Below are 22,813 nucleotides of genomic sequence, written 5' to 3' on the forward strand. Positions count from 1 at the left end.
TGTATTTCTTTTTCACCATGATACAACTGGGTAGAAGGGGATTACTGAAATTATTACCATAGTCACCCCTCAATTCAAAGCTGACAGACTACTAGTACGCCACGGCGTAAACAGAGTAACCATCTGAAATAGGTAAAATGCTTGCAGCATATGTGTTCTCTCTTTTTACTTTTATCTTTTTACTTTTTAACTGGTTTTGCGCTTAACAGAACCGTATTCATCCCACCTTAGCTGTAAATCCGGCGATGTTTTTGGGAAACCTAGATACTGAAGTCTCAAGAATTAAGTCGTATGGTCAGTATTGCCGGATATCAGGTTAGCAAAGAACTATACAATGGTTCGAGAACCTTAGTTTATCGCGCTAATCGAGAGACTGACTAAAAATCTGTGGTGATTAAGCTGATGAAAACTGCTTATCCCAGCTTCAGTGAATTAGTCCAGTTTCGCAACCAGTTCACGATCGCCAAAAATCTGAATCTACCTGGAATCATCCAAACCTACAGCCTGGAACCTTATCAGAATGGCTATGCGTTAGTGATGGAAGACTTTGGGGAAATTTCTCTCAGCCAGTGGCAAGCTAGAGGCGAGAATGGGGGAATGGAGGGAACACCACAAGCTCTGATGCGATCGCACTGAAGTTATCCAACTGCTATGCACCCAAGCTGTCATCTCTCTAGCAAATGCCCGTTTTTATCAAGAATTCCAGAATTATGAACAACAGTTAAAGCGATCGCTGACTCATATATGTCAATCCGACTTGATTGCATGAAAAAATCTAAGTATATGTAGGGTGGAATGTCCTTACTTAAGCAAAAGTCCTTGTTAATTAGGACTTTTCCAACTCTCGTTACCAGGCAGAGCCTGGTAACGTACTTCTGGAGGCTCTACCTCCAGGCTGGTAACTTTTTTTAGTTAAACTTAAATTTTCTGTGTTAAATTTCTGTAATCAACAATACCCGTGATGTAGATACTATTGTAGTAAATTTAAAAATTTAGTATTATGTCTAGTCAAGAAGAAAATTCCAACAAAGCATTTAAGCAAACACAACTTAACGGAACAAAAAGGAAAATACAACCTCCCCCAGATATCAAAAAACCAAAGAAAACCGAATAAAAAGTATTATAGTTCCTTATAGAGACTTAAATTCAATTAAGTCTCTATAATTCTCATCAGTTTATTTATTTTTCGCTTGAGTCTTTGCCTGTTCTAAAGCTATTTCTTTAACTGCCTGATATGAATTAACATTTGAAGTACCTTCAATAGCTTTAACTGCCAAATCCTGAACTTGTTTTAGAGCTGATTCAAGTTGTTTAGAAAGATTTTGAATCCGCGTCTCCTGATTAGTAATCGTTTGTTCTAGAGATTGCAGTCTTTGTTCATAGAAACGCTTTTGCCCTTCCACTTCCTTAGAATATAAATCTGATTTTACTCTAGCTTGGTAGTGGGCGATGCCTTTGCCTTCTTCTGTAGCTTTTTTTATAGCTGCTTCTTGGTCTTTCGGAAAAGCCTCTACCTTGGCTTTTAATTCTTCAAATTGTTTCTCTCTCTCCGAAATTGCTTTCTCCCGTTCAGCCCACTGTTTTTCTGTTTGTTGTAGTAATTCTTCCAGTTGTTTATATAGTGCTTTCTGCTCTTGTTCGTATTCGTCATTTTCCAGTTGTCGCTGGAGTTCTAAATTATATTTATACTCGGACGCATCGCGTTGTCGAGTTTTATTGAAGTTTTCATTCCGTTCTTTTATCGCCCGTTGCTGTTCCTCCTGTTCTTTTCCCCAATTATTCCTTTGCTCTAATATTTCTTGGAATAACACTTCAGAACGCCGACTATATTCTTCCTGATAAGCTTTAGTATTATCTTTATAGGCTTGGATGAGAGTATCCAAGATATCATCAGAAATCTCTAAATTATGCAACTGTGTTAATTGTTGGATTTCTTCTTCTAAATTTCGCCTGATTTCTTCTAACTTAGAGGCTTTTGTAGTTAGCTGTTCTGATAATTCATTAGCAGCGCTACCAAAACCTAATTGAGTATTCGCCAAGCTTTCAATTGTATTGTTCATCTTTGGTTGGACATTATAAAGTTGATTCATAGCAGTTTTTTGTTCTAATTTAGGCTGTTCTTTAGTTACAGACTGGTTTTCTTTGCCAACTTGATCAAGTTCCGATTTCAGCGCTGCTTTTTCTTTAGCTAACTCCTCATACGCCTGAAGAATTTCTACTTTAGTATTCTTATCAGTCGGTTTTTTTCCCACCACAATAAACCTCCTCTTCAGGAATTAAAAATGATTAAGATGCTACAGACTCATAACTATTTAGGATTAGAACTACCAAAAGCCCTTATAGCTAAGTCTTGTGCTTGTTTTAATGCAGTTTGCAATTGAGCAGAAATACCTTCTATTTGCTCAGACTGTTTCTTAATTATTTCTTCCAGAGATTGAATTTTTAGTTCATAACTCTGTTTATTAGCTTCCCACTCTTTATCAAATAAATCAGCCTCAATTTTAGTTTTTTGACTTGTTTCTTTAATTGCCTCTTCTCTAGCTTTTTTAACGGCTTCTTCCAGTTCGTTAGGAAATGTAGCTACTTTTTGTTGATAGTCTGCAAAGAGTGGTTGACGTTCAGCGAATATCTTTTCTCGTTCTGCCCAATCTTTCTCTTTATTTGGAGAATTTTTTTGTATTTCCCTTTGTTGTTGGCGCTTTATCGCTTCATAGCTGTCTATATTGAGTTTACGAGTAGTTTCTAAATTATAGTGGGATTCTTCTTGTTCTTGCTGGCGATATTTGGCTAATAAATCACTATATGCTTGGAGTTTTTCCTCATACTCTGCTTGCTCTTTTTGCCATTCTTTCCGTCTGATTGTAATTTCTTTCTCTAGTGCTTCCCTTTTGCTGATAATATCTTGTTCTAGGGTTTTTAATTTTTCTTGGTGTTCTTGACTTAAAATATCTAGAGTATCTGCTACAACTTTGATCTGTTGAAGCTCTTGTAGACGTTGAGTCTCAATTTCTATAGCTCGGTTCAATTCATCTAACTTAGAGTTTTCCTGAGCTAGTTTTTCAGATAATGCATTTAGAATACTGCCAAACTCCAATTGCAAATCAGCTAAACCTTTGACAATACTATCAATCGTATATCTAGAAGCTGCTTGTAGAATTCCTTGACTTTTTGCCTTTTCTGCTTCCTCTTGTTTGGTTGCTATTTTAGATTCCAGTTTTTTTCTTTGGATAATAATTTGTTGAAATGCTTGCATTAGTTGTTGTTTGCTGTCATTGACTCCAACTGTAGTCATCTTCCAACTCCCTTCAATAAGCAATAATCTATTGGGTAGCAAGCCATATCAAGGACTACCCTATGCAGACATCAGGGTAGCCTTTGAATCAATATTTTTAGCACCGTGTAAATACTGAAATGATCAACAGATGACACTTAGTTGGGGTAGGAATTTTCCACATATGTGTCTTTTTGCTTTTCAGGTATAGTTTTTCCTCAGAATTTTATAGTATTTTTGTACTAAAGTAAATATACCCAATTTAATCTGCTCTTGTCAAGAAAACTCTTTATGTAATTGCGTCAGACAACAAAATATGAAAATGTCTTTTTCTATCACCTATCACCTGCTCCCGATTGTGAAAACAGAATCGAAGCTATTTAGGAATTTGAAAATGCAAAGTCCCTAATTAAAAGCCTATTAGAAGCTTGCAGCCATAGTGATTTATGATTTAAGAGGGTGCTGTGGCATATGTTACTTTTTGTAAAAAATCTAAAAGAATTAACCCTAGTAGAAGCGTGGTTACAGTCAGGTTAGATAATAGATTCAATCATCCTAATTGATACAAGCACAGTCCTAGACTTTTGTGATATCAATGTATACCAGTGAATCGACCAAATATTCTGCTAGAACGGACATTGGACAAACCAGCCGTATTCTAGTAGTAGAAGATGAAGAATTAATCCAGGAAATGCTAGCTGTAGCCCTGGAAGAGGAAGGTTATGGGGTGATAACTGCCCCCGATGGGCGGTCTGCTATAGAGTATCTCAAAAGTTTTGAAACCAACTCAGGGGAACTTCCCTTTGATCTGATCATTCTTGATTTGATGCTGCCTCAAATCAATGGGCTAGATATTTGCCGTTTGCTGCGTCATCAAGGAAACCCAATACCAATTTTAATGCTCAGTGCTAAGGGTAGTGAAACTGACCGTGTTCTGGGCTTAGAGGTGGGAGCAGATGACTACCTGACCAAACCCTTTAGTATGCGGGAGTTAGTGGCTCGTTGTCGCGCTTTACTCCGCCGCCAACGCCTGAGTAATTTACCACAAGTACCAGTATTAAAATTCAAGGATGTCACCTTGAATCCCCAAGAATGCCGCGTGCTGGTTCGTGGTCAAGAGGTGAGTCTTTCCCCTAAAGAGTTTCGCCTGCTGGAACTATTTATGAGTTACGCCCGCCGCGTATGGTCACGGGAACAATTGCTAGATCAGGTTTGGGGGCCAGATTTCGTCGGCGATAGTAAAACCGTAGACGTTCACATTCGGTGGTTGCGCGAAAAATTAGAGCAAGACCCCAGTCATCCTGAATATATTGTGACTGTACGAGGTTTTGGCTATAGGTTTGGATAATTAGTTTGGATAGTTGTTAGTTTTTAGTAGTCACCAAGAAACTAACAACTCAAATGCTTTTATTGGGATTTTTTCTGGGTTTAGCGGTAGGCATTGGGTTTTGGGTTTGGCAACAGGTTCAACTTAACCGCTACCTGGGGCGCTTACTCCGACCGTTAACCTCGCATTCTGACAAGATGGGACTGCTGCTATTTCCTGCGTTGCGGCAGGAAATAGCAATGGTGAAACAGCAGGGGCAAGATTTGCAGCAGTCGTTGCAAACTTACCAAGACCTACTAGATTTTGCGCCAGTGGGATATTTGCAGGTGGATGAGGAAAATCAACTGCTGTGGTGCAATCGGCAGGCGCAGGAAATTTTGTATCTGCAAAGGTGGCAACCAGAACAAGTGCGCTTGTTACTAGAGTTGGTAAGGTCTTACGAACTTGACCATTTAATTGAGCAAACTCGTGATCGGCAAAAACCACAGACGCGAGAATGGATATTTCATCCATCTTGTGATGATGCTCAAGAGATGGCAACAATAAAATCTTTAGCTTTGCGGGGGTCTAGCTTGCCTTTACCCAATGGACAAGTGGGAGTCTTTTTAGAAAATCGTCAACCCCTATTAGATATAAATCAAATACGCGATCGCTCTTTTTCTGATCTAGCACACGAACTCAGAACGCCGCTAACATCGATTCGGTTGGTTGTAGAAACGCTACAAACCCGCTTGGAACCACCTTTAAATCGCTGGGTTAACCGCCTAATGCAAGAAGTTGACCGACTGATTAACTTGGTGCAAAGCTGGTTAGAACTTACCCAAATGGAAGCAAACCCAAATATGCAATTGCAAGCCAAAGCTGTAGAATTGCGATCGCTGATTGCATCTGTTTGGGAAACACTAGAACCCTTGGCACAGCACCAACATTTGTCTCTTGCTTATTCTGGCCCAGAAAATCTTTGGATTAAGGCAGATAAAGCCCGTATTTACCAGGTTTTTCTCAACTTGCTAGACAACAGCATTAAGTACAGTCTTCCTTCTACAAGCATTCACGTTGAAGCGAAAATCTTATCAACAAAGGATAATGATCGGGCTTCCCCAATCCTGGAAATAAATCTTATTGATTCTGGAGTCGGGTTTTCTGAGGCAGATTTACCCCACGTTTTTGAGCGATTTTATCGAGGAGATAAAGCGCGAACCCATTCCCCCCAAGATGGTAACTCCATAGGAGCGATCGTTGGAAATGGGTTGGGTTTAGCGATCGTTGAGCAAATTCTTCTCGCCCACGGGGGTTCAATCAAAGCTATGAACCATCCAGAAACTGGCGGTGCGTGGATGCAACTCCAATTTCATGAAGTTATGGCAAACTCTTTTAGCCAAGACTATAGTTAATAATATCTTCACCTTTGAGACAACAAGTGTGAAAGCTGTCGATTACAGTCCCAATCCTCAAAGACCCCAACTCGCACGCGCCATTAGGCGCTTAGAACGGGATGTATTACGCATGGGTGCTTTGGTAGAGCAATCATTTCGCCTCAGCCACCAAGCGTTATTTGCTCGTAACTTAACAGCAGCTGAGGAACTTCCCCGATTAGATAAAAAGATTGATCGCTTTTATAGACAAATCGAATCAGACTGTACGGCGATTATGACGCTGCAAGCGCCTACGGCTCAAGATTTGCGCTGCTTGAGTGCTTTTATGCAACTGGTGCGAGACTTAGAGCGCATTGGCGATTATGCTAAGGATTTAGCTGAGATTGCGATTAAAATCTTTCCTTATCCGCCTCATCCGTGTTTGCCAGACATTGAAGCTATGTCCCTTCACGCCCAGGCGATGCTAGCAACTAGCTTGAAGGCTTTGGGAGATTTTGATGAAGCCGGTGGACGCCGTTTAAAGCACCTAGATGATACTGTAGATGATGCCTACGATCGCGTTTATCAGACTTTAGCCCAACAACGCGATGTGCCAGGTGTAGTCGAGCCAATTGTGCTGCTGGCACTGGCAATTCGTTGTCTGGAACGCATGGCAGATCATGCCACTAATATCGGTCAAAGGGTAGCATATATTGTCACTGGTCAACGCTCTTAATTGACGGTTCATCAGTCCAGAAGATAAAGCCACTACCTCTACAACCAAAGGCTACAATTCAAGCGACTTAGTACAGCTTTGCCTAAAATCGTGGCAATTGAGGGTTGAAAGTTAAACACTCCAAGAGCGCAGACTTTTTTAAATGATTTGCTACGATTTTATCAAATCCTATACTTAGTTCTAAGAAAATACTAAATAATTAAAAATAAGTTAACTAAATATTTTACTAAAAGCTTACCTATTCTTAAACTTGCCCAATTAAAGTAACAGATAAACAACTAAAAAATCCCGGTCTATCTTACTGATAGATACCTCAAAGCATAAGTTGTTTCCATAATAAAATTTGGAGTTAGTCCCTAGCTCTGATTCAGAAGAATAAACTTTCAGATATACAGGTAAATTTTGATACAGATTATTAGAGTTTCTTAATCATTGTAAATAGCAAGATTCCCTGATAATTATGTAATTACAGTTAATGATGTATTCCACAAGTCCGACTTCAAACTCTTCTGTCGTGTCAAATGGCTCTGCTTTGAGGGGACAATTACCCCAGCAGATATTTACCCGTCGGGAAGTAATTCCACTTGAAAATGACGTACTTTGGCGCATTGAGCACGGTGCAGTTCGTACCTTAACGTGGAGTGAAGATGGAACATTCATCACTCTCGGTTATTGGGGGCTAGGGGATCTGATTGGCTATCCTTTGTCTAGGGTCAAGCCCTACCAGATTGAATGTCTCACAGGCGTGGAAGTAAGCATTGTGCCCCCTCATTTGTGGCATCAAAATATTAATGCTTTGTTGTCTCACATTCAACAGGCAGAGGATCTACTAAGTATTGTGCATCGAAAACCAATTTTGCTACGTTTATGGCAGTTTTTGGTGTGGTTAAGTGAAAAATTTGGACGTGATGTAGATAAGGGCAAGTTAATTGATTTAAACGTTACCCATCAAGATATTGCTGAAGTGTTAAATACCACACGAGTAACAATTACCCGGCTCCTACAACAGTTGGAGAAAGAAGGAACAGTTTTACGTCACAAACGCCGCATTATTTTGCGGTTACCAAATAAATTAATTAAAAATTATAGTTCAGCAATATGCTGACTTGCTTGTAATAATCACAGGATATAAAGTATAATCATCGCTGTGATTGTGTGTAGAATCCCCGAAAGTAAAGTGTTCTAAGCATTTTATCAAAACTGGATTATTTTAGGTGTGAGTGAGAGCAAAAACATGACAAAACGATTCTGGAATCTTTTTAAGGTTAGTCCGGTTGTTCTAGCTGCTACATTTTTCGTTGCGAATAGTGCCTTAGCTGCTGAAGTCAACGAACAGGTAACAAATGTTGCCCAGTTATCTGAAGCTCAAGACTCTAACAATATGAGTCAGGTAACATCAGTTTCGCAATTTTCGGATGTGCAGCCCACAGATTGGGCATTCCAAGCTTTACAATCCTTAGTTGAGCGCTACGGCTGTATTGCAGGTTATCCCAACAGTACCTATCGTGGGAACCGGGCTTTGACCCGTTATGAATTTGCCGCAGGTTTGAATGCCTGTTTAGATCGGGTTAACGAACTGATTGCTACAGCTACAGCCGATTTGGTCAGCAAACAAGACCTGGCTACTTTACAGCGCTTACAAGAAGAATTTTCTGCTGAACTAGCAACCCTGCGCGGTCGTGTCGATGGACTAGAAGCCCGCACTGCTGAATTGGAAGCCAATCAGTTCTCCACTACCACCAAGCTGGTTGGAGAAGTAATTTTCGCCGCGTCTGATGTTTTTGGTAACAATAGAGCAGTTCCTGGTGGTAATCCGATTCAAAACTTGGATTCTAACACCACTTTTTCTGACCGCGTTCGTTTGAACTTGTTCAGCAGTTTCACTGGTAAAGACCAGTTGCAAATCCGTCTGAATGCTAATAATACCATCTCTAATGCTGCGGTGAGCGGTACTAACATGACCCGCTTGGCCTTTGACGGTAACAACAACAACTCTGTTGTAATCGATAAAATTAACTATGCTTTCAACTTTAAGGACGCAGTGCGTGTTAAGGTTGATGCTAGTGGTGCTGAGTTATACGAAAACGTTAATACCTTCAACCCTGACTTTGCTAGCTCTGCTAGAGGTGCTCTCTCCCGCTATGGACGTTTTAGCCCCATATATCGTCAAGGTCAAGGTGGGGCTGGTTTGACAGTTACCTTCAATCCAAAAGGCCCGATCAGCTTGACTGGTGCTTATGTAGCTAGGACTGCTAATGACCCTACCGTTAATAATGGGTTGTTGGATGGTGATAACGTCATCTTTGGTCAGTTATCTTTCCAACCCAGCAAAGCTTTTAACATTGGTCTAACCTACGCCCGCACTTATCAAAGTGATGGTGCTGCGAATAACCTTTTCCAAGGTACAGGTAGTATTTTTTCCAACAATCCCTTTGGAAATGGCACTCGTACCGAATCCAATAACTATGGTGTAGAAGCTACCTTCCAATTTAGTAAGTTGGCTATTAGTGGTTGGGGAGGTTATACAACTGCCGATGCTTTAACTGGTGCTAATGCAGGTACAGACGCAGATATTTGGTACTGGGCTGGATCGCTTGCTTTGAGAGACTTTGGTGGAGAAGGCAACGTCTTAGGTATTATTTTTGGTCAACCACCCAGAATTAGTGGTGGTAGCATAAAAAATGTCGCCGCCAATGTTAACTTAGATGATGATACATCTTATCACTTAGAGGGTCTTTACAAGTTCAAGGTTTCTGATAATATTCAAGTCACTCCTGGCTTGTTGGTAATCTTCAATCCAGAGCACAACGATGCTAATGACACTGAATACGTAGGCACTCTACGTACTACTTTCACCTTCTAAAATTGGTGATGCGAAATAAAGCTCAGAATTAGATTAGCAAAAGCCCACTTTTAGATGGGCTTTTGTTTATTGCTGACGGTGATTAATCAGAGTCTAAAATGCATTTAGATTTCGTTCCTCAAGCAAGCAGGTAGAGTTTTATAAGTTATTTAATCCACTTTCCTATGTGGGATTATAATCTGGCTGATTCGATATATCTTTTGGGGGGCGATCGCTACTCCAAGCCCACCACACAGAACCACAATGGCAATAATAGAACTCTTGCCATTTGCGACGACGGTCTTCTGTAAATACAGGCGATCGCCGATTTAGCCAAACTTTCTCAGCTTCTCGGCTACTTGAGTGGCAGTTAGGACAGCAAAATACATAGGCATGTATTGCCTTATTCGTCCATTCAGGCGGGAGGGTAGCAAAAACGTCCATGTCGTTATAAGTCATAGTATCAATGGTTATCCAAAACTTTAAGGTTTTGAACTTGGGGGCAAACAAGTACGATAAAATCCCGCCAGACTATCAAACTGCTTAATCAATATTCTTATGCCTTTATCTGGTCTCACAAATCACAATTTGTAGAAGTTTTCACCAATAAAACAGCCATTTAGAAAGACTGCCAGAGCATCGCACAAATCAAAGGTTAACACGAATGATAGCTAAAATAGTTACCATGCACATTATGGCTAATAATTAAATTTATGGAGCCAAATGTTGAAATTCGCCGTTTGTTAGATGTGATGCCTGCTTCTGGTCGGATGACGACAAAAATCGTTAGTAAGCCAGAGCAAGCAAAAGTGATTGACGCCTCCTTTCCCCAACCCTGGAATCAGGCTCGACCGATATATATAAATTTCGATTTGTGGCGTCGCTTGACAAAGCCACAACGAGACTTGCTGCTGTTGCAGATAGTTAGCTGGTTAACGGGGGTAAAGTGGTTTAAACCCGACATTTATCAAGGTGTGGTGCTGGCCGGGCTGTTAGGTGGATTCTTGGAAGCAGCACAGTCAGATGTGGTGGGTGTAGCCGTAGCTGGGGGATTAAGTGCGATCGCTGCTTTTCGCATCTGGCGTACCAATAAATCTCAAGAGTCAGAGTTAAATGCCGATGCAGCAGCAATTCGGATAGCACAGCGGCGCGGTTATTCAGAAGTTGAAGCAGCGCAGCATCTGTTATCTGCAATTGAAGCGGTAGCCAAAATAGAAGGGCGTTCTGGTTTAAATTTTACTGAGTTGATTCGTTGCCAAAACTTACGAGCGATCGCAGGTTTATCACCAGTTGGTATGCCAGAAAGTTATGATAATTAGAATAAATGTCTCTGCTGCCCATTTGTAGCAACATTTAAAGTGAAAAGTCTTTATATTAGGTTTTTGACAACGAACAAGACCCAAACCTTTAAATTTCAGATGAGGTGTTGGGATTGTCTAAGCTAAATTTTTAGCATAATTTCTCGTTTTTTAGAACTATAGCAAGCTTTCAGTAACAACTATGGCTTTCTGTATTAGCCCAAGGCGTTTAACCTTTAAGCGACGAGGTGCAAGACATGAGCCTTCAACTAGCTGCAATGCATAAGGCTATTCTACACTGGAATAAGAGAATGTGTGTTTAACTAACTTAGATGTCAGAAACTGAGGAGTTTTGTCATACCTTCTCGGTGTTGCTGATCAAGTGCTTACCTCGTGTGGGAAAACTTAACTTAAATTCTGTCAGTTACTAACGGAGTTGATGGGAATGGGTAACTTTATTATTTTTGTCTTGGTAGTAGTTTACGGAGGCGGCGTTTTGAAGTTTTGGAATGGGTTTGGACGGACTAATTTTAATCCAACTTTGGCCAATCGCATTGGTTTAGCTTTGCTATGGCCAGCTTTGTTTATTACAAATCAATCCTATCGTCGAAACTTTAGAAAGGCGTTGAAGGGCTAGAGTTTACTATTAAGTCTAACATCATCCGAATCCGGGCGGTGGCATATATCTCAATATAAATCTAACCCCCCAACCTCCCTTCCCTACTAGGGAAGAGAGGTTGGGTTTGCTCCTATTAAAAAGGAGAGGAATTAGGAAGGGATAAGTTCGTTAACTGTTGGAAAGTATTTCGGCTGATGAATTTAGGAATTATTTGTGATTGGTTAATAGATGGATTGCTCCACCGACAGCTGCACCATCAATAGCATTGCCAACGGTATGTCTACCATCACCAGTAACTGCACCAGTCAATGCGCCAGCCCCTGCACCGACTCCAACATCTTGAACAGCGCTCCGGCGATTGTGATTGCGATACCCATGCTTTCTCAAACCATTTGCACCATTGACAGCCGCACCAGTCAGACCACCTTTAGCAGCATTACCTAATACACTACCATGTCCTCTAACAGCTCCTGTTACTACATTGGTAACAGCCCCAATACCTACATCTCTTAGTACTTGGTCATCAGCAGCAGCTGGTTTTGCCGGAACTAAGGTTACACCAGCTAAACTGGCAGCCATAAGGCTGGGTAGAAGTGTACGCTTTAGGATATTATTCATTGTCTTACCTTCTCAAAACATCAAACAATTGGCTGAAAACCAAAGTTACTGGAGTCGGATAAAATCTGATTTTTTCATCTGAACAACAGCAACTATTTATCGTTTGAGGACACATACATAATCGCATTTATAAAGCATGACTGCCTCTACTGAAAGCATGAATATAGATTAAGCCTTGAGAAGGTCTTGCTGATTTATTAAGCGATGCTAGCGATTACACCTTGACAAAATCAATCAAAGATGCATATAGATTTTTCGCGATGAAAGGTTGATTTTTTCATTACTAGCAAGCGATTTATGATCATCAGCCGCGTAGTGTTTACCCTATCTATCTAAAGATAGTTGCCAAAATAATTAAACTAACTCGTTGGGGTTAATATTTAATTCTCTTAGTTTAGCAGCCAAGCGTTGCCTAGGCGTAGCCCGTCGTAGACATCGCTCCCATCCTGTTTGTAGCAAATTACCCTGATTATCCCACCAGCGCAACCAGGGTAATTCTAAATTCTGATAGCGGCCTTGCCAAATTCCCAATTCCACACCCATCGATTCAATAGGATAATGTTCGCGTTCATTGGCAGGTATTAGCTGATATTCACCCCTGAGCAATTGATACACCTGGACACTGGTTTTCTTCACTTCATAAATGCCATAGAAGGGAACTCTAATTGCTTGTTCATAAACCCAAAACTTACCTGTAATGGGTGTTTTGTCTCGTTCTTGGGAACCATCCCCTGAGACAAATTCCAACACAATCAGCGGTGCAATGTATTCTTGCCAAAGTACATAAGAACGGCGAACTTGACCATTTAAAGTTGGCGGTACATTTGGCACATAAAACCAATCTGGGGCTTCTGCTCCTCTTTCTGGTGGTTCAGTCATGCGCCAATAGATACCGCTATCTTGACCTATACAATATTGTCCATCGGGATGCAACTTCTGTAAGATTGGTTCAATAGAATCTGTCAGCAATAAGCTTTGAGGATGTTCTTGCAGATTTTTTACAAATGTCCCATCAGATTCTGGTAGCTGCGTATGGTCTGGTAGGGGTGATTCAATGCCTGATGGTGTTTGTGCTGAGGTCATAGGAACCTCTTAAAATATGGGGGTTTAATAAGTAATATTACATTTCTTTTATTGGATTGCGGGGGTGGGGTGCGATAATAGTTGATGACCTTGATATAATATAGAATAATAGCTTTGTAATTAATTAATAAATAGAGTAGACAATTGGAACAGAAAAGAGCAAAGAGAGGAAGTTTCCAAGCGCGTATACTTAATCTATTTAGAGACAATCCTGATAAAAAGTTCACTTTTCACGAGATAGCTGATGAACTTGCCGCAACTGCTGGTTCTACCAGTGGTACTCTATCAGTTCTCTGTAAAAATGGTTCTATTCAGAAAACTAACGACCATCCAGCAAAGTACTTCTATACTACAGATACAGATATAGAAGCTAACTCATCCGAGGTTAAGCTAGACAATGAAAGTGTTCAGGATGGCATCATAGACCAGGAAAGACCAAATTTAGCCTTGAATAAATCGGTAATGAGTGAGTTAGTGAACATACTGAATAAATTAAAAAAAGAGCTAGAAGAGCTAGAAGAGCGTCGAGTAAAGCTTAAATCAACAATAGAAGTATTGGAAGAGCAACTAAATTTAGAAAATAATATATATCCTACTTGACTTACTTTCTAAAATTTATTTATTATAATATATAAGCTCAAAATTTAATATAATTAGGTAATTATAATGAACGCTAATTTAAAACCAGGAACTCTCCAGTACAAAATTATAGAATTTTTAGCCCAACACCCCGATCAGGGATGGAATTATAAGGAAATTGCTCTAGGCTTGAATTACCCTAATGAGTCTGTGAGCTGCTCTCTTTCTGTTCTTGAAAAGAAAAGACTAGTTAGAAAAATAGTAGATTTTAATTCTCGTGCCGCAAAATATATTTCTAATATAGAGCTACAAATTAGTGAACCAACTGTTCCAACTTTTGTTGAGCAGGAACCAAGCCTTCGATATAACATTATGCAAAGGCTGGACAAAGTTAGGATGGAGAGAGAACAACTTAGAAGGAAAGAAGAGAAATTAATAACAGCTTTAGAAATATTAAATGAGTTTAGAGCGTAGCAACTTAGTAATATAAAGTAGTGGCTACAAGAAAATAGAGTGGTAACCTCCCTATATGATCCAAATTTGTGTTTAAAAAATAAGTCACTTCATTATTTTCGCTTTACTGCTTCATTGTACATTTTGATTTGCTCTGGGGTCAAATCATTTAACGTGCCAGAAACCGCTTCTAAGACAAGAATTTTATCAATTCTGCGTGTCAGTTCATCCTCTGTAATAGCTCTCATTTCCTCTGGTGAGAACTGTCCAAATAGTTCTAGTAACATTTCTATCATTTCCTGTTGGTTTAACTTAACTTGATATAAGCTATTACCTTTAATTAGCTTTTCAACGATTGGTGATATATGGTTACTCAATTCTTGATGATAATTAGCAACTTCTGGCATAATCCTTTCTATTTATAAAATAATTATTATCTTATATTATAAACAATCTCCCTCAGCGCTCCTTTGCAAAAAAAAAGGTGGACAAGATGCCCACCCCACACAATTTTGAGAATATTCTGTTGCTATTAACCCAACAATTGTTTAGCCTTAGCAAACACATTATCAACACTAAAGCCAAACTTCTCTAAACAAACATTGCCTGGAGCCGAAGCACCAAAGCGATCAATACTAACGCAATCGCCTTCAGTACCTACGTACTTGTGCCAACCGAAACTGCTAGCAGCTTCTACAGACAAACGCTTGGTGACAGCTTTCGGCAAAACGGACTCTCTATAAGCCGCATCCTGTGCTTCAAATAGTTCCCATGAAGGTAGCGAGACAACACGGGCTTTCTTACCTTCGGCTGTGAGTTTTTCGGCTGCGCTGACGGCGAGGCTCAATTCTGAACCAGTGCCAATCAAAATGATATCGGGTGTACCTTCGCTATCCACCACTGTGTATCCACCCTTCGCCACACCCTCAACCGATGTACCTGCCAAGTTCGGAACATTTTGACGAGTAAATGCCAACAGGGTAGGAGCATTTTGCTTCGCTTTCTCGATCGCTATTTTATAAGCGCCAGAGGTTTCATTACCGTCTGCGGGACGAAACACCGTTAAATTAGGAATGGCTCGCAAGGAAGCCACAGTTTCAATGGGTTGGTGCGTGGGGCCATCTTCACCTTGTCCAATGGAATCGTGAGTCATCACCCAAATCACCCCAGCTTGGGAAAGCGCGGATAAGCGGATGGCAGCACGCATATAATCTGTGAAGATCAAGAAGGTAGCACCGTAGGGAATTAATCCCGAAGAGTGCAGCGCTATCCCATTACAGATTGCGCCCATAGCATGTTCCCGTACACCAAAGTGGATGTTGGGATTTTCGTATTGCCCTTTTTGAAAGTCGCCTTTGCCCTTGACTTCGGTAAGGTTGGAGTGGGTTAAGTCAGCCGAACCACCAATCAATTCAGGTAAAACTGCCGCTAATTTGTTGAGGCAATTTTCTGAGTGTTTGCGGGTGGGCAGTCCTTTGTCTTCTGGGGTATAGGTGGGTAGTACTTTATCCCAACCATCGGGCAGCTTGCTGCTTATGTAGCGTTCAACGTCAGCCGCTTCTTGGGCATACTTAGCTTTGTAGTCTGCAAAAGTCTTGTTCCATTCGTCTTCGTAACCTGCGCCACGTTCCACTGCTTTGCGGGTGTGGTTGAGGGCTTCTTCTGGAACTACGAAAGGCTCATATTCCCAACCCAAATTTTTCCGAGTCAATGCTATTTCGTCTCCGCCAAGGGCAGCACCGTGAACACCAGCAGTGTTTGCTTTATTGGGGGAACCGTAACCAATAATCGTTGTTACCTTGATGAAAGAAGGCTTATCAGTAACAGCTTTGGCTGCTTCAATTGCTTTGGCGATCGCTTCTAGGTCAGTGTTGCCGTCCTCGACGTGTTGGACGTGCCAGCCGTAAGCTTCAAAGCGCTTAGAAACATCTTCGGTAAATGCCACATCTGTGGAACCATCGATGGAGATGTGGTTGTCGTCGTACAGAGCGATGAGTTTGCCTAATCCCAAGTGTCCTGCAAAAGAACAAGCTTCACCAGAAATTCCTTCCATGTTGCAACCGTCACCTACAATCACGTAGGTGTAATGGTCAACAATCTTGGTATCGGGTTTGTTAAATTTAGCGGCCAGGTGCGCTTCGGCGATCGCTAAACCGACTCCATTGGCAATTCCTTGACCCAAGGGGCCCGTGGTGACTTCCACGCCTGGGGTCATGAAGTTTTCGGGGTGTCCAGGGGTTTTTGACTCCCACTGACGGAATTGCTTGATATCTTCAATGCTGACGCTATCGTAGCCTGTCAAGAACAGCAGGGCGTATTGCAACATCGAGCCATGACCGGCAGACAAGACAAAGCGATCGCGGTTAAACCATTTGGGATTCTTGGGGTTAAACTTCAAAAAGCGATCCCAGAGGACAAAAGCCATTGGAGCCGCGCCCATCGGTAGTCCTGGGTGTCCCGATTTTGCCTTTTCGACGGCATCAACAGCTAAGAAGCGGATCGAGTTAATACAAAGTTCTTCGAGGGAAACTTCTTTGGGGGATTGGGTTGCAACAGTCATAATCTCTTGTTTTTAACGACGGGTTAGCACTCTTGGTAGCTTCTCTTGTCGGGGTTATTTTAGATTCCCCACAGTATCCTCATCATCCCATTCCCGCTTGTCGATAAACAAGCGGGATCTCCTGAGTTTCTGGTGATAAATCAAGCTGATAATTGGGTCATGCTGAACGCTTAAGTTATATCGGAATGCTATTTCTGATACTTTTGGCACAGTCATCTCAGGAGAGCCGACCAGCAATAAAATGGGAAATTTTTAGACATATTTCTTAAAGGCCAGTGTGACATTATGGCCGCCAAACCCAAAAGAATTGGATATTGCCACCTCGACTTTTTGAGCGCGGCTAGAGTTAGGCACATAATCTAAGTCACACTCTGGATCAGGATTTTCCAGATTGATTGTCGGTGGAATTTGGTCATTAGCGATCGCTAGTACTGTTGCTACTGCTTCAATACCTCCAGAACCGCCCAATAAATGACCTGTCATCGATTTGGTGGAGCTAATTGCCACCTTATAGGCATGTTCTCCCAAGGCTTTTTTGATTGCTGAGGTTTCAGTTGAATCATTAGCTGGGGTGCTAGTGCCGTGAGCATTAATGTAGCTAATCTGTTCGGGAGTTATCCTGGCATCTTTGAGCGCTAGTTCTATGGCTCTCGCTGCTCCGAGTCCACCAGGTACGGGGGAGGTGATATGGTAGGCGTCACAGGTCATACCATAGCCGATCATTTCGGCATAAATGTGAGCGCCACGACTGATTGCATGTTGCAGTTCTTCTAGAATTAAAATTCCTGAACCTTCACCCAAAACGAATCCGTTGCGATCGCGGTCAAAGGGACGGCAAGCTCTAGTCGGGTGATCATTGCTAAAAGAGAGTGCCTTGCAGGCGGCGAACCCAGCGATCGACAATGGTGTGACAGCTGACTCCGTTCCCCCGCAAATCATCGCCTGGGCGTATCCCCCTTGAATAAGACGAAAAGCATCTCCTATGGCGTTGGAGCCAGCAGCGCAGGCAGTAACAGGACAGGAGTTTGGCCCTTTAGCACCCGTGTGAATTGCCGTTAATCCTGCGGCCATATTGGCAATCATCATCGGGATCATGAATGGACTACAGCGATCGGGGCCACGGTTGAGGTAGATAGTTTGCTGGTCTTCTAATACCTTAATGCCACCAACGCCAGAACCGATCATCACACCTACCTGTTCTGCATTCAGTTCATTGATCACTAACTCCGCGTTAGATAGAGCCTGTTTTGCTGTTGCAACCCCAAACTGGGCAAATCGATCCATGCGCTTGGCCTCTTTGCGCTCCAAGTAATCATGTGGATCGAAGTTTTTCACCTCACCAGCAATGCGGCAATCATGGCGAGACGCATCAAAAAGTGTGATGTAGTCAATGCCATTGCGTCCACTCAATAATCCATTCCAATATTCTGTTGCTGTGTTACCTATAGGTGTAATCGCGCCAACACCAGTTACAACAACGCGTTTACGTGTATAATCTGTCATGATTCGGTTAAAAATGGCGAAAAAGCAGCAGGCAAAAAATTCGGGGTTAGCGAGTAGGTATAGGTGAGCCAGCGCTGTCTTAAAAGTTTCCTTTATGAGCGACTGGCGTTAACTGACGTTAGGAGCGTCACCCTTTGGGTGACTAGGTGCAAAGAAAAATCTTCCCAATTCCCATTGCCCCTTATCCCCAGAGAGGGCCACGTGTTTCCCAATCCCCAATTCCTAATTAAGCTGATGCGGTAACTTTGTTATTGATGTAATCTACTGCGTCTTGAACCGATATAATCTGCTCGGCAGCTTCGTCGGGAATTTCGATATCAAATTCTTCTTCCAAGGCCATCACCAGTTCAACGGTATCTAAGGAATCTGCTCCTAGATCGTCCATAAACTTGGACTGGGGTGTGATTTTGGCAGGATCGTCAACACTCAATTGTTCGGTGACGATTTTCTTGACCTTTTCAAAAAGTTCCGTTTGGCTCATAAATAATAAAAGTCCTTAACCAGTTGCGAGGATCTGCTCTTTAGAGGAGACATTGTTTTGAGCATATACATCTTATCGTCAAGCGCGATCGCCCGCATACTGCCAAGGGTTTTTCTGTTAGAAAACCTTTCTTCTAAAAAGAATCGGGTAAGTTTTCTCTTAACACTTGGGGAATAGAGCAGACTACGCCATCGCCGATACGGTGTAAATGCTTCGCTTTTCCAATTATTGCTAAAATTTTTTACAATGTCTCGTTCAGTATTTACAGCCTTGCTAGCAATAAGAATATGTCGATGCTGCGGCTTTGAACCTAGATGGTTAAAGGGTCGCCCAACGTCAAACATCAGAACTTTGGTGCTAACAAGGGATGATAAAACAGTTATTGTTTAGAGCGATCGCTCTAACCCAAACATACTTCTATGCTATCTCACACCCTGAAATACGCTTACTTCCCCGGTTGTGTTGCCCAAGGGGCCTGTCGGGAACTTTACCAGTCAACTCAAGCGCTTACCCAAGCACTGGGTATTGAATTGGTTGAACTTAAAAAAGCTGCTTGCTGCGGTTCTGGCACATTTAAAGAAGATTCCCAACTGCTAGAAGATACAGTCAACGCCAGAAATATTGCCCTAGCAGAAGAATTAAATCTGCCCTTACTTACCCATTGCAGCACTTGTCAAGGTGTTATTGGTCACGTCAACGAACACCTGAAAGAATGCCAGACTTCTGACCCTGCCTACATTCAACAGGTTAATGGCTTGCTGCATAAAGAAGGCTGTTCGCCTTATCGCGGCAGTACTGATGTTAAACATCTCCTCTACGCCTTGGTAACAGATTACGGTTTAGAGGAAATTACCAAACGTGTCACCCGGAAGTTAACTGGATTAAAATGTGCGGCTTTTTATGGCTGTTATCTCCTTCGTGCCCAAAAATCTATGCCCGATGACGACCCCTTCCAACCAGAAGCGATGGAAAATATGTTTCGGGCGGTGGGTGCGACACCAATTTATTACCGAGGCCGGACGCAATGTTGTGGTTGGCCCCTTGCTAGCTATGCCACTACCCAATCTTTCAAGATGGCAGGGATGCATATTCAGGACGCTTTGACATCTGGTGCTGACTGTATAGTTACGCCTTGTCCACTGTGCCACTTAAATTTAGATTCGCGTCAGCCTGAGGTGGAAAAGGTGATTGAACAGAAGCTAGGTTTACCAGTGTTGCATTTACCCCAATTGATTGCTTTGGCACTTGGGGTTAGTCCAAAAGAACTGGGTTTAGAACGCCACATTGTTTCCACAAAGCCAGTGTTGGAAAAATTAGGATTTTAGTTTATGGAGTACAAGGTAGGGGCACAACAATGTTCATTGGTATCAACTTAAGTAAAAACCTGCTTAGTTTTAACAAATAATTACTAATTGTTAACATTTTGCCCTCACCCCCTCCTCAACATTTTCAATTTCTTTGTATCCATTGCAATAGCCTGCGGCAAGCCACTTTGCATCTACCTTTATCTGCCTTCTAATCAACAATTAAAAGTTTTAAACCCACGGAGGTGGGTTTTCTCTGTGTAGCCGCAACTTCTAGTCGCCAGGGCTATCTTTGAATTTACGTTGCAATTGCTTTAGCGATTGATACATATCTGGCAGGCGACTATAAACAGCACATACCTTGAGATACAGTTTGTGCGGAATTGCAGGAGTCCCGGAGATAATTTGTCCTGGCGCAACATCGTGTAGAATGCCAGTTTGAGCCGAAGCGATCGCCCCATCACCCATTTTCGCTTTATTGGCAATTCCTACTTGTCCAGCTAAAATAACGCGATTTCCCAGTTGAACACCTCCCGCCATGCCAACCTGACCTGCGATCGCACAGCCAAAACCAATTTGGCAACCATGACCTATTTGCACTAAATTATCAATTACTGTACTGCGACCGATCCGGGTTTCTCCGACTGCTGGGCGGTCAATGGCACTGTTGCAGCCAACTTCTACGCTATCTTCTAAAACTGTATAGCCAGATTGTTCCATTTTCAACCAACCAGTCCGGGTAGGAACATAACCAAAGCCTTCTGCACCGATGACAGCACCACTGTAAATTACGCAATCTGCGCCGATGCGGGTGCGTTCGTGGATGGTACAGTTGGCGTGTAAGATGGTGCGATCGCCTATTTTAACATCTGGATAAATCACCACATTCGGATGAATGATTGCGCCATTGCCAATTTCTACCCCTTGTTGAATCACAGCGTGGGGGCCAATATAAACATCGCTACCAACTTTTGCGGTGGAGTGAATCACAGCAGTGGGATGAATTTCTGGGATAGGGCGATATGGTTGGTAAAAAAGTGTGATCGCTTTGGCAAACAACAGTCGCGGATCTGGGGTCGCTAACCAGGCAATACCTCTCTCCTGTGCAAGCGCCTGTAATTTTTCGTCCTGGGGCAAAATTAAAGCACCAGCATTAGTCTTGCCGACAAAAGACCCAAATTTTGCACCTTCTACGTAGCTGAGAGTACAATTGCTAGCTTCATCAATGGCTGCTACCCCTGTAATTTCTGGGTCATGGTCTGGGTTGCTAGTCAGGCTATGATTGGTGGCTGCGTCACCAAATTGGTGGAGGATTTCGCTGAATTTCATTGTTGGGTGTGTTCAAAATTGATCTACAATTACAAAATAATTTTCCCTCTTTATGATCCAATACAGTAATTTTGTAGACACGTAGCGGTGAGCTGGCGTGTTGGTGGGGCTAATCAGACCGTTCCAAACTTCGCTTCAGGTTAGAGTACTTCAGTGACATTTTTCTGTTGATGGCTCTCTTTGTAAAGATAAGCCGATTTTCGCTGAATCTTGCCTCAATAGCGTCTTGAGTCGTTGATTATCTCCAGTGGCGATCGTTTCACCGTAATGATGAAGTTGAAAAAGCTGCCAATAACACAAATGCCAATCGTTCACCAGATACTAATAAAATAAATTACAAATTGGAGAAATTATTGATGAGGAAATTCAGGCAATTGATCCTGATGCTGTTTATTTTTTGTTTCATTATTGGCTCGGTAGCAATGTCTGCCTCTGCAATGTCCGCCTCTACTGAAGTTCCGGCAAAGGTAATGAAGCAGGCTCCCGGTTTCTATCGAGGGCAATTAGGCGATTTTGAGGTGACGGTGTTATCGGATGGCACAGCGCCTCGTCATCTCGATCAGATCCTCAGCGATCCTCGTATAGTTTGCGACGAGCTAACTGCCGACCACGAGGTGGAGCCGGTGGAGTTATCCATCAATGCTTACCTGATCAACACTGGAGCGCATTTAGTGCTGGTAGATACCGGAGCCGGTGAATTGTTTGGGTCTTCAAACGGATTGTTGCTGGCTAACATAGTGGCTGCCGGCTATCGTGCAGATCAGGTAGATACGATCTTGCTGACCCACATCCACGCCGACCACTCTGGAGGCCTGTCGATCGGTGGCAAGCGGCAGTTTCCCAATGCTACGGTCTATGTGGATGGTCAGGATGTCGCCTACTGGCTAAGTAAAAAGGAGGAACTAAAAGCACCGATATCCGCCCGCAAAACCTTTGAGCAATCGCAGACCACTGTCAATCCTTACGTGGAAGCCAAGCGGCTAGTAGAAATCAAGCCAGGCTTGGAGCTAGTTCCCGGTTTTATCGCGCGTAGTGCGCCAGGACACACTCCAGGTCATACAGCGTATCTGGTAGAGAGTCGAGGTCATAAGCTGTTTCTCTGGGGCGATACGATCCACTCTGCAAAAGTGCAGTTCAGCCACCCTCAAGTAACAGTGCAGTACGACGTGAAGCCTGACGAAGCTGCCCAGACTCGCGAACAACTGCTCGACTTCGCGGCGAAAAACGGCGTGCTTGTGGGTTCAGATCACATATCATTCCCTGGCCTTGGTCACGTTAGAAAAGTGGGCAATGGCTATCGCTGGATACCCATTCCATACACTGCCCACGTTACTGAGCTTGATCCACCGTGACCGCAAGCCATATCCCTCTTCTGTCACTTTCCGGAATAAGCAAGTAGTAAATAAGCTAAATCATCCAGAAGCATAACAGGGTTTAAATTGATTCATGGCAGCA

The 22,813-nt window shown here is 42.4% G+C and carries 23 protein-coding genes and 1 pseudogene; 12 read left to right on the forward strand and 12 right to left on the reverse strand.

All coding sequences use genetic code 11. From position 1 onward, the window contains the following. Positions 1-291: 291 nt before the first annotated feature. A pseudogene (locus V7K48_RS21440) lies at positions 292-573 on the forward strand (hypothetical protein); the annotation flags it as partial. A 602-nt stretch (positions 574-1,175) separates the two neighbouring features. On the opposite strand, the gene V7K48_RS21445 reads toward V7K48_RS21440, so the two are convergent. Next, positions 1,176-2,255, reverse strand: coding sequence for a hypothetical protein (locus V7K48_RS21445; RefSeq protein ID WP_335075221.1), 1,080 nt, complete (start codon positions 2,253-2,255; stop codon positions 1,176-1,178). A 53-nt stretch (positions 2,256-2,308) separates the two neighbouring features. Then, positions 2,309-3,292 (reverse strand): hypothetical protein, encoded by a 984-nt coding sequence (locus V7K48_RS21450; RefSeq protein ID WP_335075222.1) that lies wholly within the window; start codon positions 3,290-3,292, stop codon positions 2,309-2,311. A 574-nt stretch (positions 3,293-3,866) separates the two neighbouring features. On the opposite strand from V7K48_RS21450, the gene V7K48_RS21455 reads away from it, so the two are divergent. From V7K48_RS21455 to V7K48_RS21475, 5 genes are all read left to right on the forward strand, one after another. Next, complete coding sequence (locus V7K48_RS21455) at positions 3,867-4,619, forward strand: response regulator transcription factor (RefSeq protein ID WP_334979530.1); 753 nt, start codon at positions 3,867-3,869, stop codon at positions 4,617-4,619. 53 nt (positions 4,620-4,672) lie between these two features. Then, on the forward strand, positions 4,673-5,992 hold the full coding sequence (locus V7K48_RS21460; protein WP_335075223.1) for a sensor histidine kinase: 1,320 nt from the start codon (positions 4,673-4,675) through the stop codon (positions 5,990-5,992). Between the two features lie 28 nt (positions 5,993-6,020). Continuing rightward, positions 6,021-6,689: a phosphate signaling complex protein PhoU gene (gene phoU, locus V7K48_RS21465; protein ID WP_334979526.1), complete on the forward strand. Its 669-nt coding sequence runs from the start codon at positions 6,021-6,023 to the stop codon at positions 6,687-6,689. Between the two features lie 475 nt (positions 6,690-7,164). Further along, positions 7,165-7,794, forward strand: a complete 630-nt coding sequence (locus V7K48_RS21470) for a Crp/Fnr family transcriptional regulator (protein WP_335075224.1) — start codon at positions 7,165-7,167, stop codon at positions 7,792-7,794. Positions 7,795-7,923: 129 nt separating this feature from the next. Next, on the forward strand, positions 7,924-9,552 hold the full coding sequence (locus V7K48_RS21475; protein WP_335075225.1) for an iron uptake porin: 1,629 nt from the start codon (positions 7,924-7,926) through the stop codon (positions 9,550-9,552). A gap of 162 nt (positions 9,553-9,714) precedes the next feature. Here V7K48_RS21475 and V7K48_RS21480 read toward each other — a convergent pair whose 3' ends face one another. Then, the gene (locus tag V7K48_RS21480; protein ID WP_335075239.1) at positions 9,715-9,975 is read right to left on the reverse strand and encodes a hypothetical protein; all 261 of its coding nucleotides are present in this window, start codon (positions 9,973-9,975) and stop codon (positions 9,715-9,717) included. Positions 9,976-10,244: 269 nt separating this feature from the next. Between V7K48_RS21480 and V7K48_RS21485 the strand changes: the two genes are divergently transcribed. Both V7K48_RS21485 and V7K48_RS21490 read left to right on the forward strand, forming a co-directional pair. Next, positions 10,245-10,850, forward strand: coding sequence for a DUF3318 domain-containing protein (locus V7K48_RS21485; protein WP_335075226.1), 606 nt, complete (start codon positions 10,245-10,247; stop codon positions 10,848-10,850). A 424-nt stretch (positions 10,851-11,274) separates the two neighbouring features. After that, entirely contained in the window at positions 11,275-11,466 is a 192-nt protein-coding gene (locus V7K48_RS21490) for a hypothetical protein (protein ID WP_335075227.1), read from the forward strand. A gap of 189 nt (positions 11,467-11,655) precedes the next feature. Here V7K48_RS21490 and V7K48_RS21495 read toward each other — a convergent pair whose 3' ends face one another. Together V7K48_RS21495 and V7K48_RS21500 are read right to left on the reverse strand one after the other, a co-directional pair. Then, positions 11,656-12,066 carry a hypothetical protein gene (locus tag V7K48_RS21495; RefSeq protein WP_335075228.1) on the reverse strand — a complete coding sequence of 137 codons (411 nt, stop codon included), beginning with the start codon at positions 12,064-12,066 and terminating at the stop codon, positions 11,656-11,658. Between the two features lie 354 nt (positions 12,067-12,420). Beyond that, the gene (locus V7K48_RS21500; RefSeq protein WP_335075229.1) at positions 12,421-13,149 is read right to left on the reverse strand and encodes a Uma2 family endonuclease; all 729 of its coding nucleotides are present in this window, start codon (positions 13,147-13,149) and stop codon (positions 12,421-12,423) included. A gap of 144 nt (positions 13,150-13,293) precedes the next feature. Between V7K48_RS21500 and V7K48_RS21505 the strand changes: the two genes are divergently transcribed. After that, entirely contained in the window at positions 13,294-13,749 is a 456-nt protein-coding gene (locus V7K48_RS21505; protein ID WP_335075230.1) for a hypothetical protein, read from the forward strand. A gap of 66 nt (positions 13,750-13,815) precedes the next feature. Further along, positions 13,816-14,202, forward strand: a complete 387-nt coding sequence (locus tag V7K48_RS21510) for a hypothetical protein (RefSeq protein ID WP_335075231.1) — start codon at positions 13,816-13,818, stop codon at positions 14,200-14,202. Between the two features lie 92 nt (positions 14,203-14,294). On the opposite strand, the gene V7K48_RS21515 is transcribed toward V7K48_RS21510, so the two are convergent. The 5 genes from V7K48_RS21515 to acpP all read right to left on the reverse strand — a co-directional run bounded on the left by V7K48_RS21515 (position 14,295) and on the right by acpP (position 18,725). Beyond that, a complete protein-coding gene (locus tag V7K48_RS21515; RefSeq protein WP_335075232.1) occupies positions 14,295-14,588 on the reverse strand; it encodes a hypothetical protein in 294 nt (97 codons plus the stop codon). Positions 14,589-14,713: 125 nt separating this feature from the next. After that, positions 14,714-16,741 carry a transketolase gene (tkt, locus tag V7K48_RS21520; RefSeq protein ID WP_335075233.1) on the reverse strand — a complete coding sequence of 676 codons (2,028 nt, stop codon included), beginning with the start codon at positions 16,739-16,741 and terminating at the stop codon, positions 14,714-14,716. A 54-nt stretch (positions 16,742-16,795) separates the two neighbouring features. Further along, on the reverse strand, positions 16,796-16,951 hold the full coding sequence (locus V7K48_RS21525) for a hypothetical protein (protein WP_334979508.1): 156 nt from the start codon (positions 16,949-16,951) through the stop codon (positions 16,796-16,798). 42 nt (positions 16,952-16,993) lie between these two features. Then, on the reverse strand, positions 16,994-18,244 hold the full coding sequence (gene fabF, locus V7K48_RS21530; protein ID WP_335075234.1) for a beta-ketoacyl-ACP synthase II: 1,251 nt from the start codon (positions 18,242-18,244) through the stop codon (positions 16,994-16,996). 226 nt (positions 18,245-18,470) lie between these two features. Further along, positions 18,471-18,725, reverse strand: a complete 255-nt coding sequence (gene acpP, locus V7K48_RS21535; RefSeq protein ID WP_273768562.1) for an acyl carrier protein — start codon at positions 18,723-18,725, stop codon at positions 18,471-18,473. A 419-nt stretch (positions 18,726-19,144) separates the two neighbouring features. On the opposite strand from acpP, the gene V7K48_RS21540 reads away from it, so the two are divergent. Next, entirely contained in the window at positions 19,145-20,050 is a 906-nt protein-coding gene (locus V7K48_RS21540; RefSeq protein WP_335075235.1) for a CoB--CoM heterodisulfide reductase iron-sulfur subunit B family protein, read from the forward strand. Positions 20,051-20,302: 252 nt separating this feature from the next. Here V7K48_RS21540 and lpxD read toward each other — a convergent pair whose 3' ends face one another. Next, the gene (lpxD, locus tag V7K48_RS21545) at positions 20,303-21,358 is read right to left on the reverse strand and encodes a UDP-3-O-(3-hydroxymyristoyl)glucosamine N-acyltransferase (RefSeq protein WP_335075236.1); all 1,056 of its coding nucleotides are present in this window, start codon (positions 21,356-21,358) and stop codon (positions 20,303-20,305) included. A gap of 150 nt (positions 21,359-21,508) precedes the next feature. Further along, the gene (locus tag V7K48_RS21550) at positions 21,509-21,673 is read right to left on the reverse strand and encodes a hypothetical protein (protein ID WP_335075237.1); all 165 of its coding nucleotides are present in this window, start codon (positions 21,671-21,673) and stop codon (positions 21,509-21,511) included. Between the two features lie 41 nt (positions 21,674-21,714). Here V7K48_RS21550 and V7K48_RS21555 point away from each other — a divergent pair, with 41 nt between their 5' ends. After that, entirely contained in the window at positions 21,715-22,710 is a 996-nt protein-coding gene (locus V7K48_RS21555; protein ID WP_335075238.1) for an MBL fold metallo-hydrolase, read from the forward strand. The last annotated feature ends 103 nt before the right edge of the window (positions 22,711-22,813 follow it).

It is taken from the genome of Nostoc sp., assembly GCF_036919615.1.
Lineage (GTDB): Bacteria > Cyanobacteriota > Cyanobacteriia > Cyanobacteriales > Nostocaceae > Nostoc.

What these genes read in the sequence shown, in the direction of transcription:
- lpxD (WP_335075236.1), bottom strand. Translation starts at nt 21,358, where the DNA reads ATGAAATTCAGCGAAATCCTCCACCAATTTGGTGACGCAGCCACCAAT.
- V7K48_RS21495 (WP_335075228.1), bottom strand. Translation starts at nt 12,066, where the DNA reads ATGAATAATATCCTAAAGCGTACACTTCTACCCAGCCTTATGGCTGCC.
- V7K48_RS21485 (WP_335075226.1), top strand. Translation starts at nt 10,245, where the DNA reads ATGGAGCCAAATGTTGAAATTCGCCGTTTGTTAGATGTGATGCCTGCT.
- V7K48_RS21515 (WP_335075232.1), bottom strand. Translation starts at nt 14,588, where the DNA reads ATGCCAGAAGTTGCTAATTATCATCAAGAATTGAGTAACCATATATCA.
- V7K48_RS21490 (WP_335075227.1), top strand. Translation starts at nt 11,275, where the DNA reads ATGGGTAACTTTATTATTTTTGTCTTGGTAGTAGTTTACGGAGGCGGC.
- tkt (WP_335075233.1), bottom strand. Translation starts at nt 16,741, where the DNA reads ATGACTGTTGCAACCCAATCCCCCAAAGAAGTTTCCCTCGAAGAACTT.
- V7K48_RS21555 (WP_335075238.1), top strand. Translation starts at nt 21,715, where the DNA reads ATGAGGAAATTCAGGCAATTGATCCTGATGCTGTTTATTTTTTGTTTC.
- V7K48_RS21460 (WP_335075223.1), top strand. Translation starts at nt 4,673, where the DNA reads ATGCTTTTATTGGGATTTTTTCTGGGTTTAGCGGTAGGCATTGGGTTT.
- V7K48_RS21475 (WP_335075225.1), top strand. Translation starts at nt 7,924, where the DNA reads ATGACAAAACGATTCTGGAATCTTTTTAAGGTTAGTCCGGTTGTTCTA.
- V7K48_RS21510 (WP_335075231.1), top strand. Translation starts at nt 13,816, where the DNA reads ATGAACGCTAATTTAAAACCAGGAACTCTCCAGTACAAAATTATAGAA.
- V7K48_RS21450 (WP_335075222.1), bottom strand. Translation starts at nt 3,292, where the DNA reads ATGACTACAGTTGGAGTCAATGACAGCAAACAACAACTAATGCAAGCA.
- acpP (WP_273768562.1), bottom strand. Translation starts at nt 18,725, where the DNA reads ATGAGCCAAACGGAACTTTTTGAAAAGGTCAAGAAAATCGTCACCGAA.
- V7K48_RS21500 (WP_335075229.1), bottom strand. Translation starts at nt 13,149, where the DNA reads ATGACCTCAGCACAAACACCATCAGGCATTGAATCACCCCTACCAGAC.
- fabF (WP_335075234.1), bottom strand. Translation starts at nt 18,244, where the DNA reads ATGACAGATTATACACGTAAACGCGTTGTTGTAACTGGTGTTGGCGCG.
- V7K48_RS21480 (WP_335075239.1), bottom strand. Translation starts at nt 9,975, where the DNA reads ATGGACGTTTTTGCTACCCTCCCGCCTGAATGGACGAATAAGGCAATA.
- V7K48_RS21455 (WP_334979530.1), top strand. Translation starts at nt 3,867, where the DNA reads ATGTATACCAGTGAATCGACCAAATATTCTGCTAGAACGGACATTGGA.
- V7K48_RS21540 (WP_335075235.1), top strand. Translation starts at nt 19,145, where the DNA reads ATGCTATCTCACACCCTGAAATACGCTTACTTCCCCGGTTGTGTTGCC.
- V7K48_RS21470 (WP_335075224.1), top strand. Translation starts at nt 7,165, where the DNA reads ATGATGTATTCCACAAGTCCGACTTCAAACTCTTCTGTCGTGTCAAAT.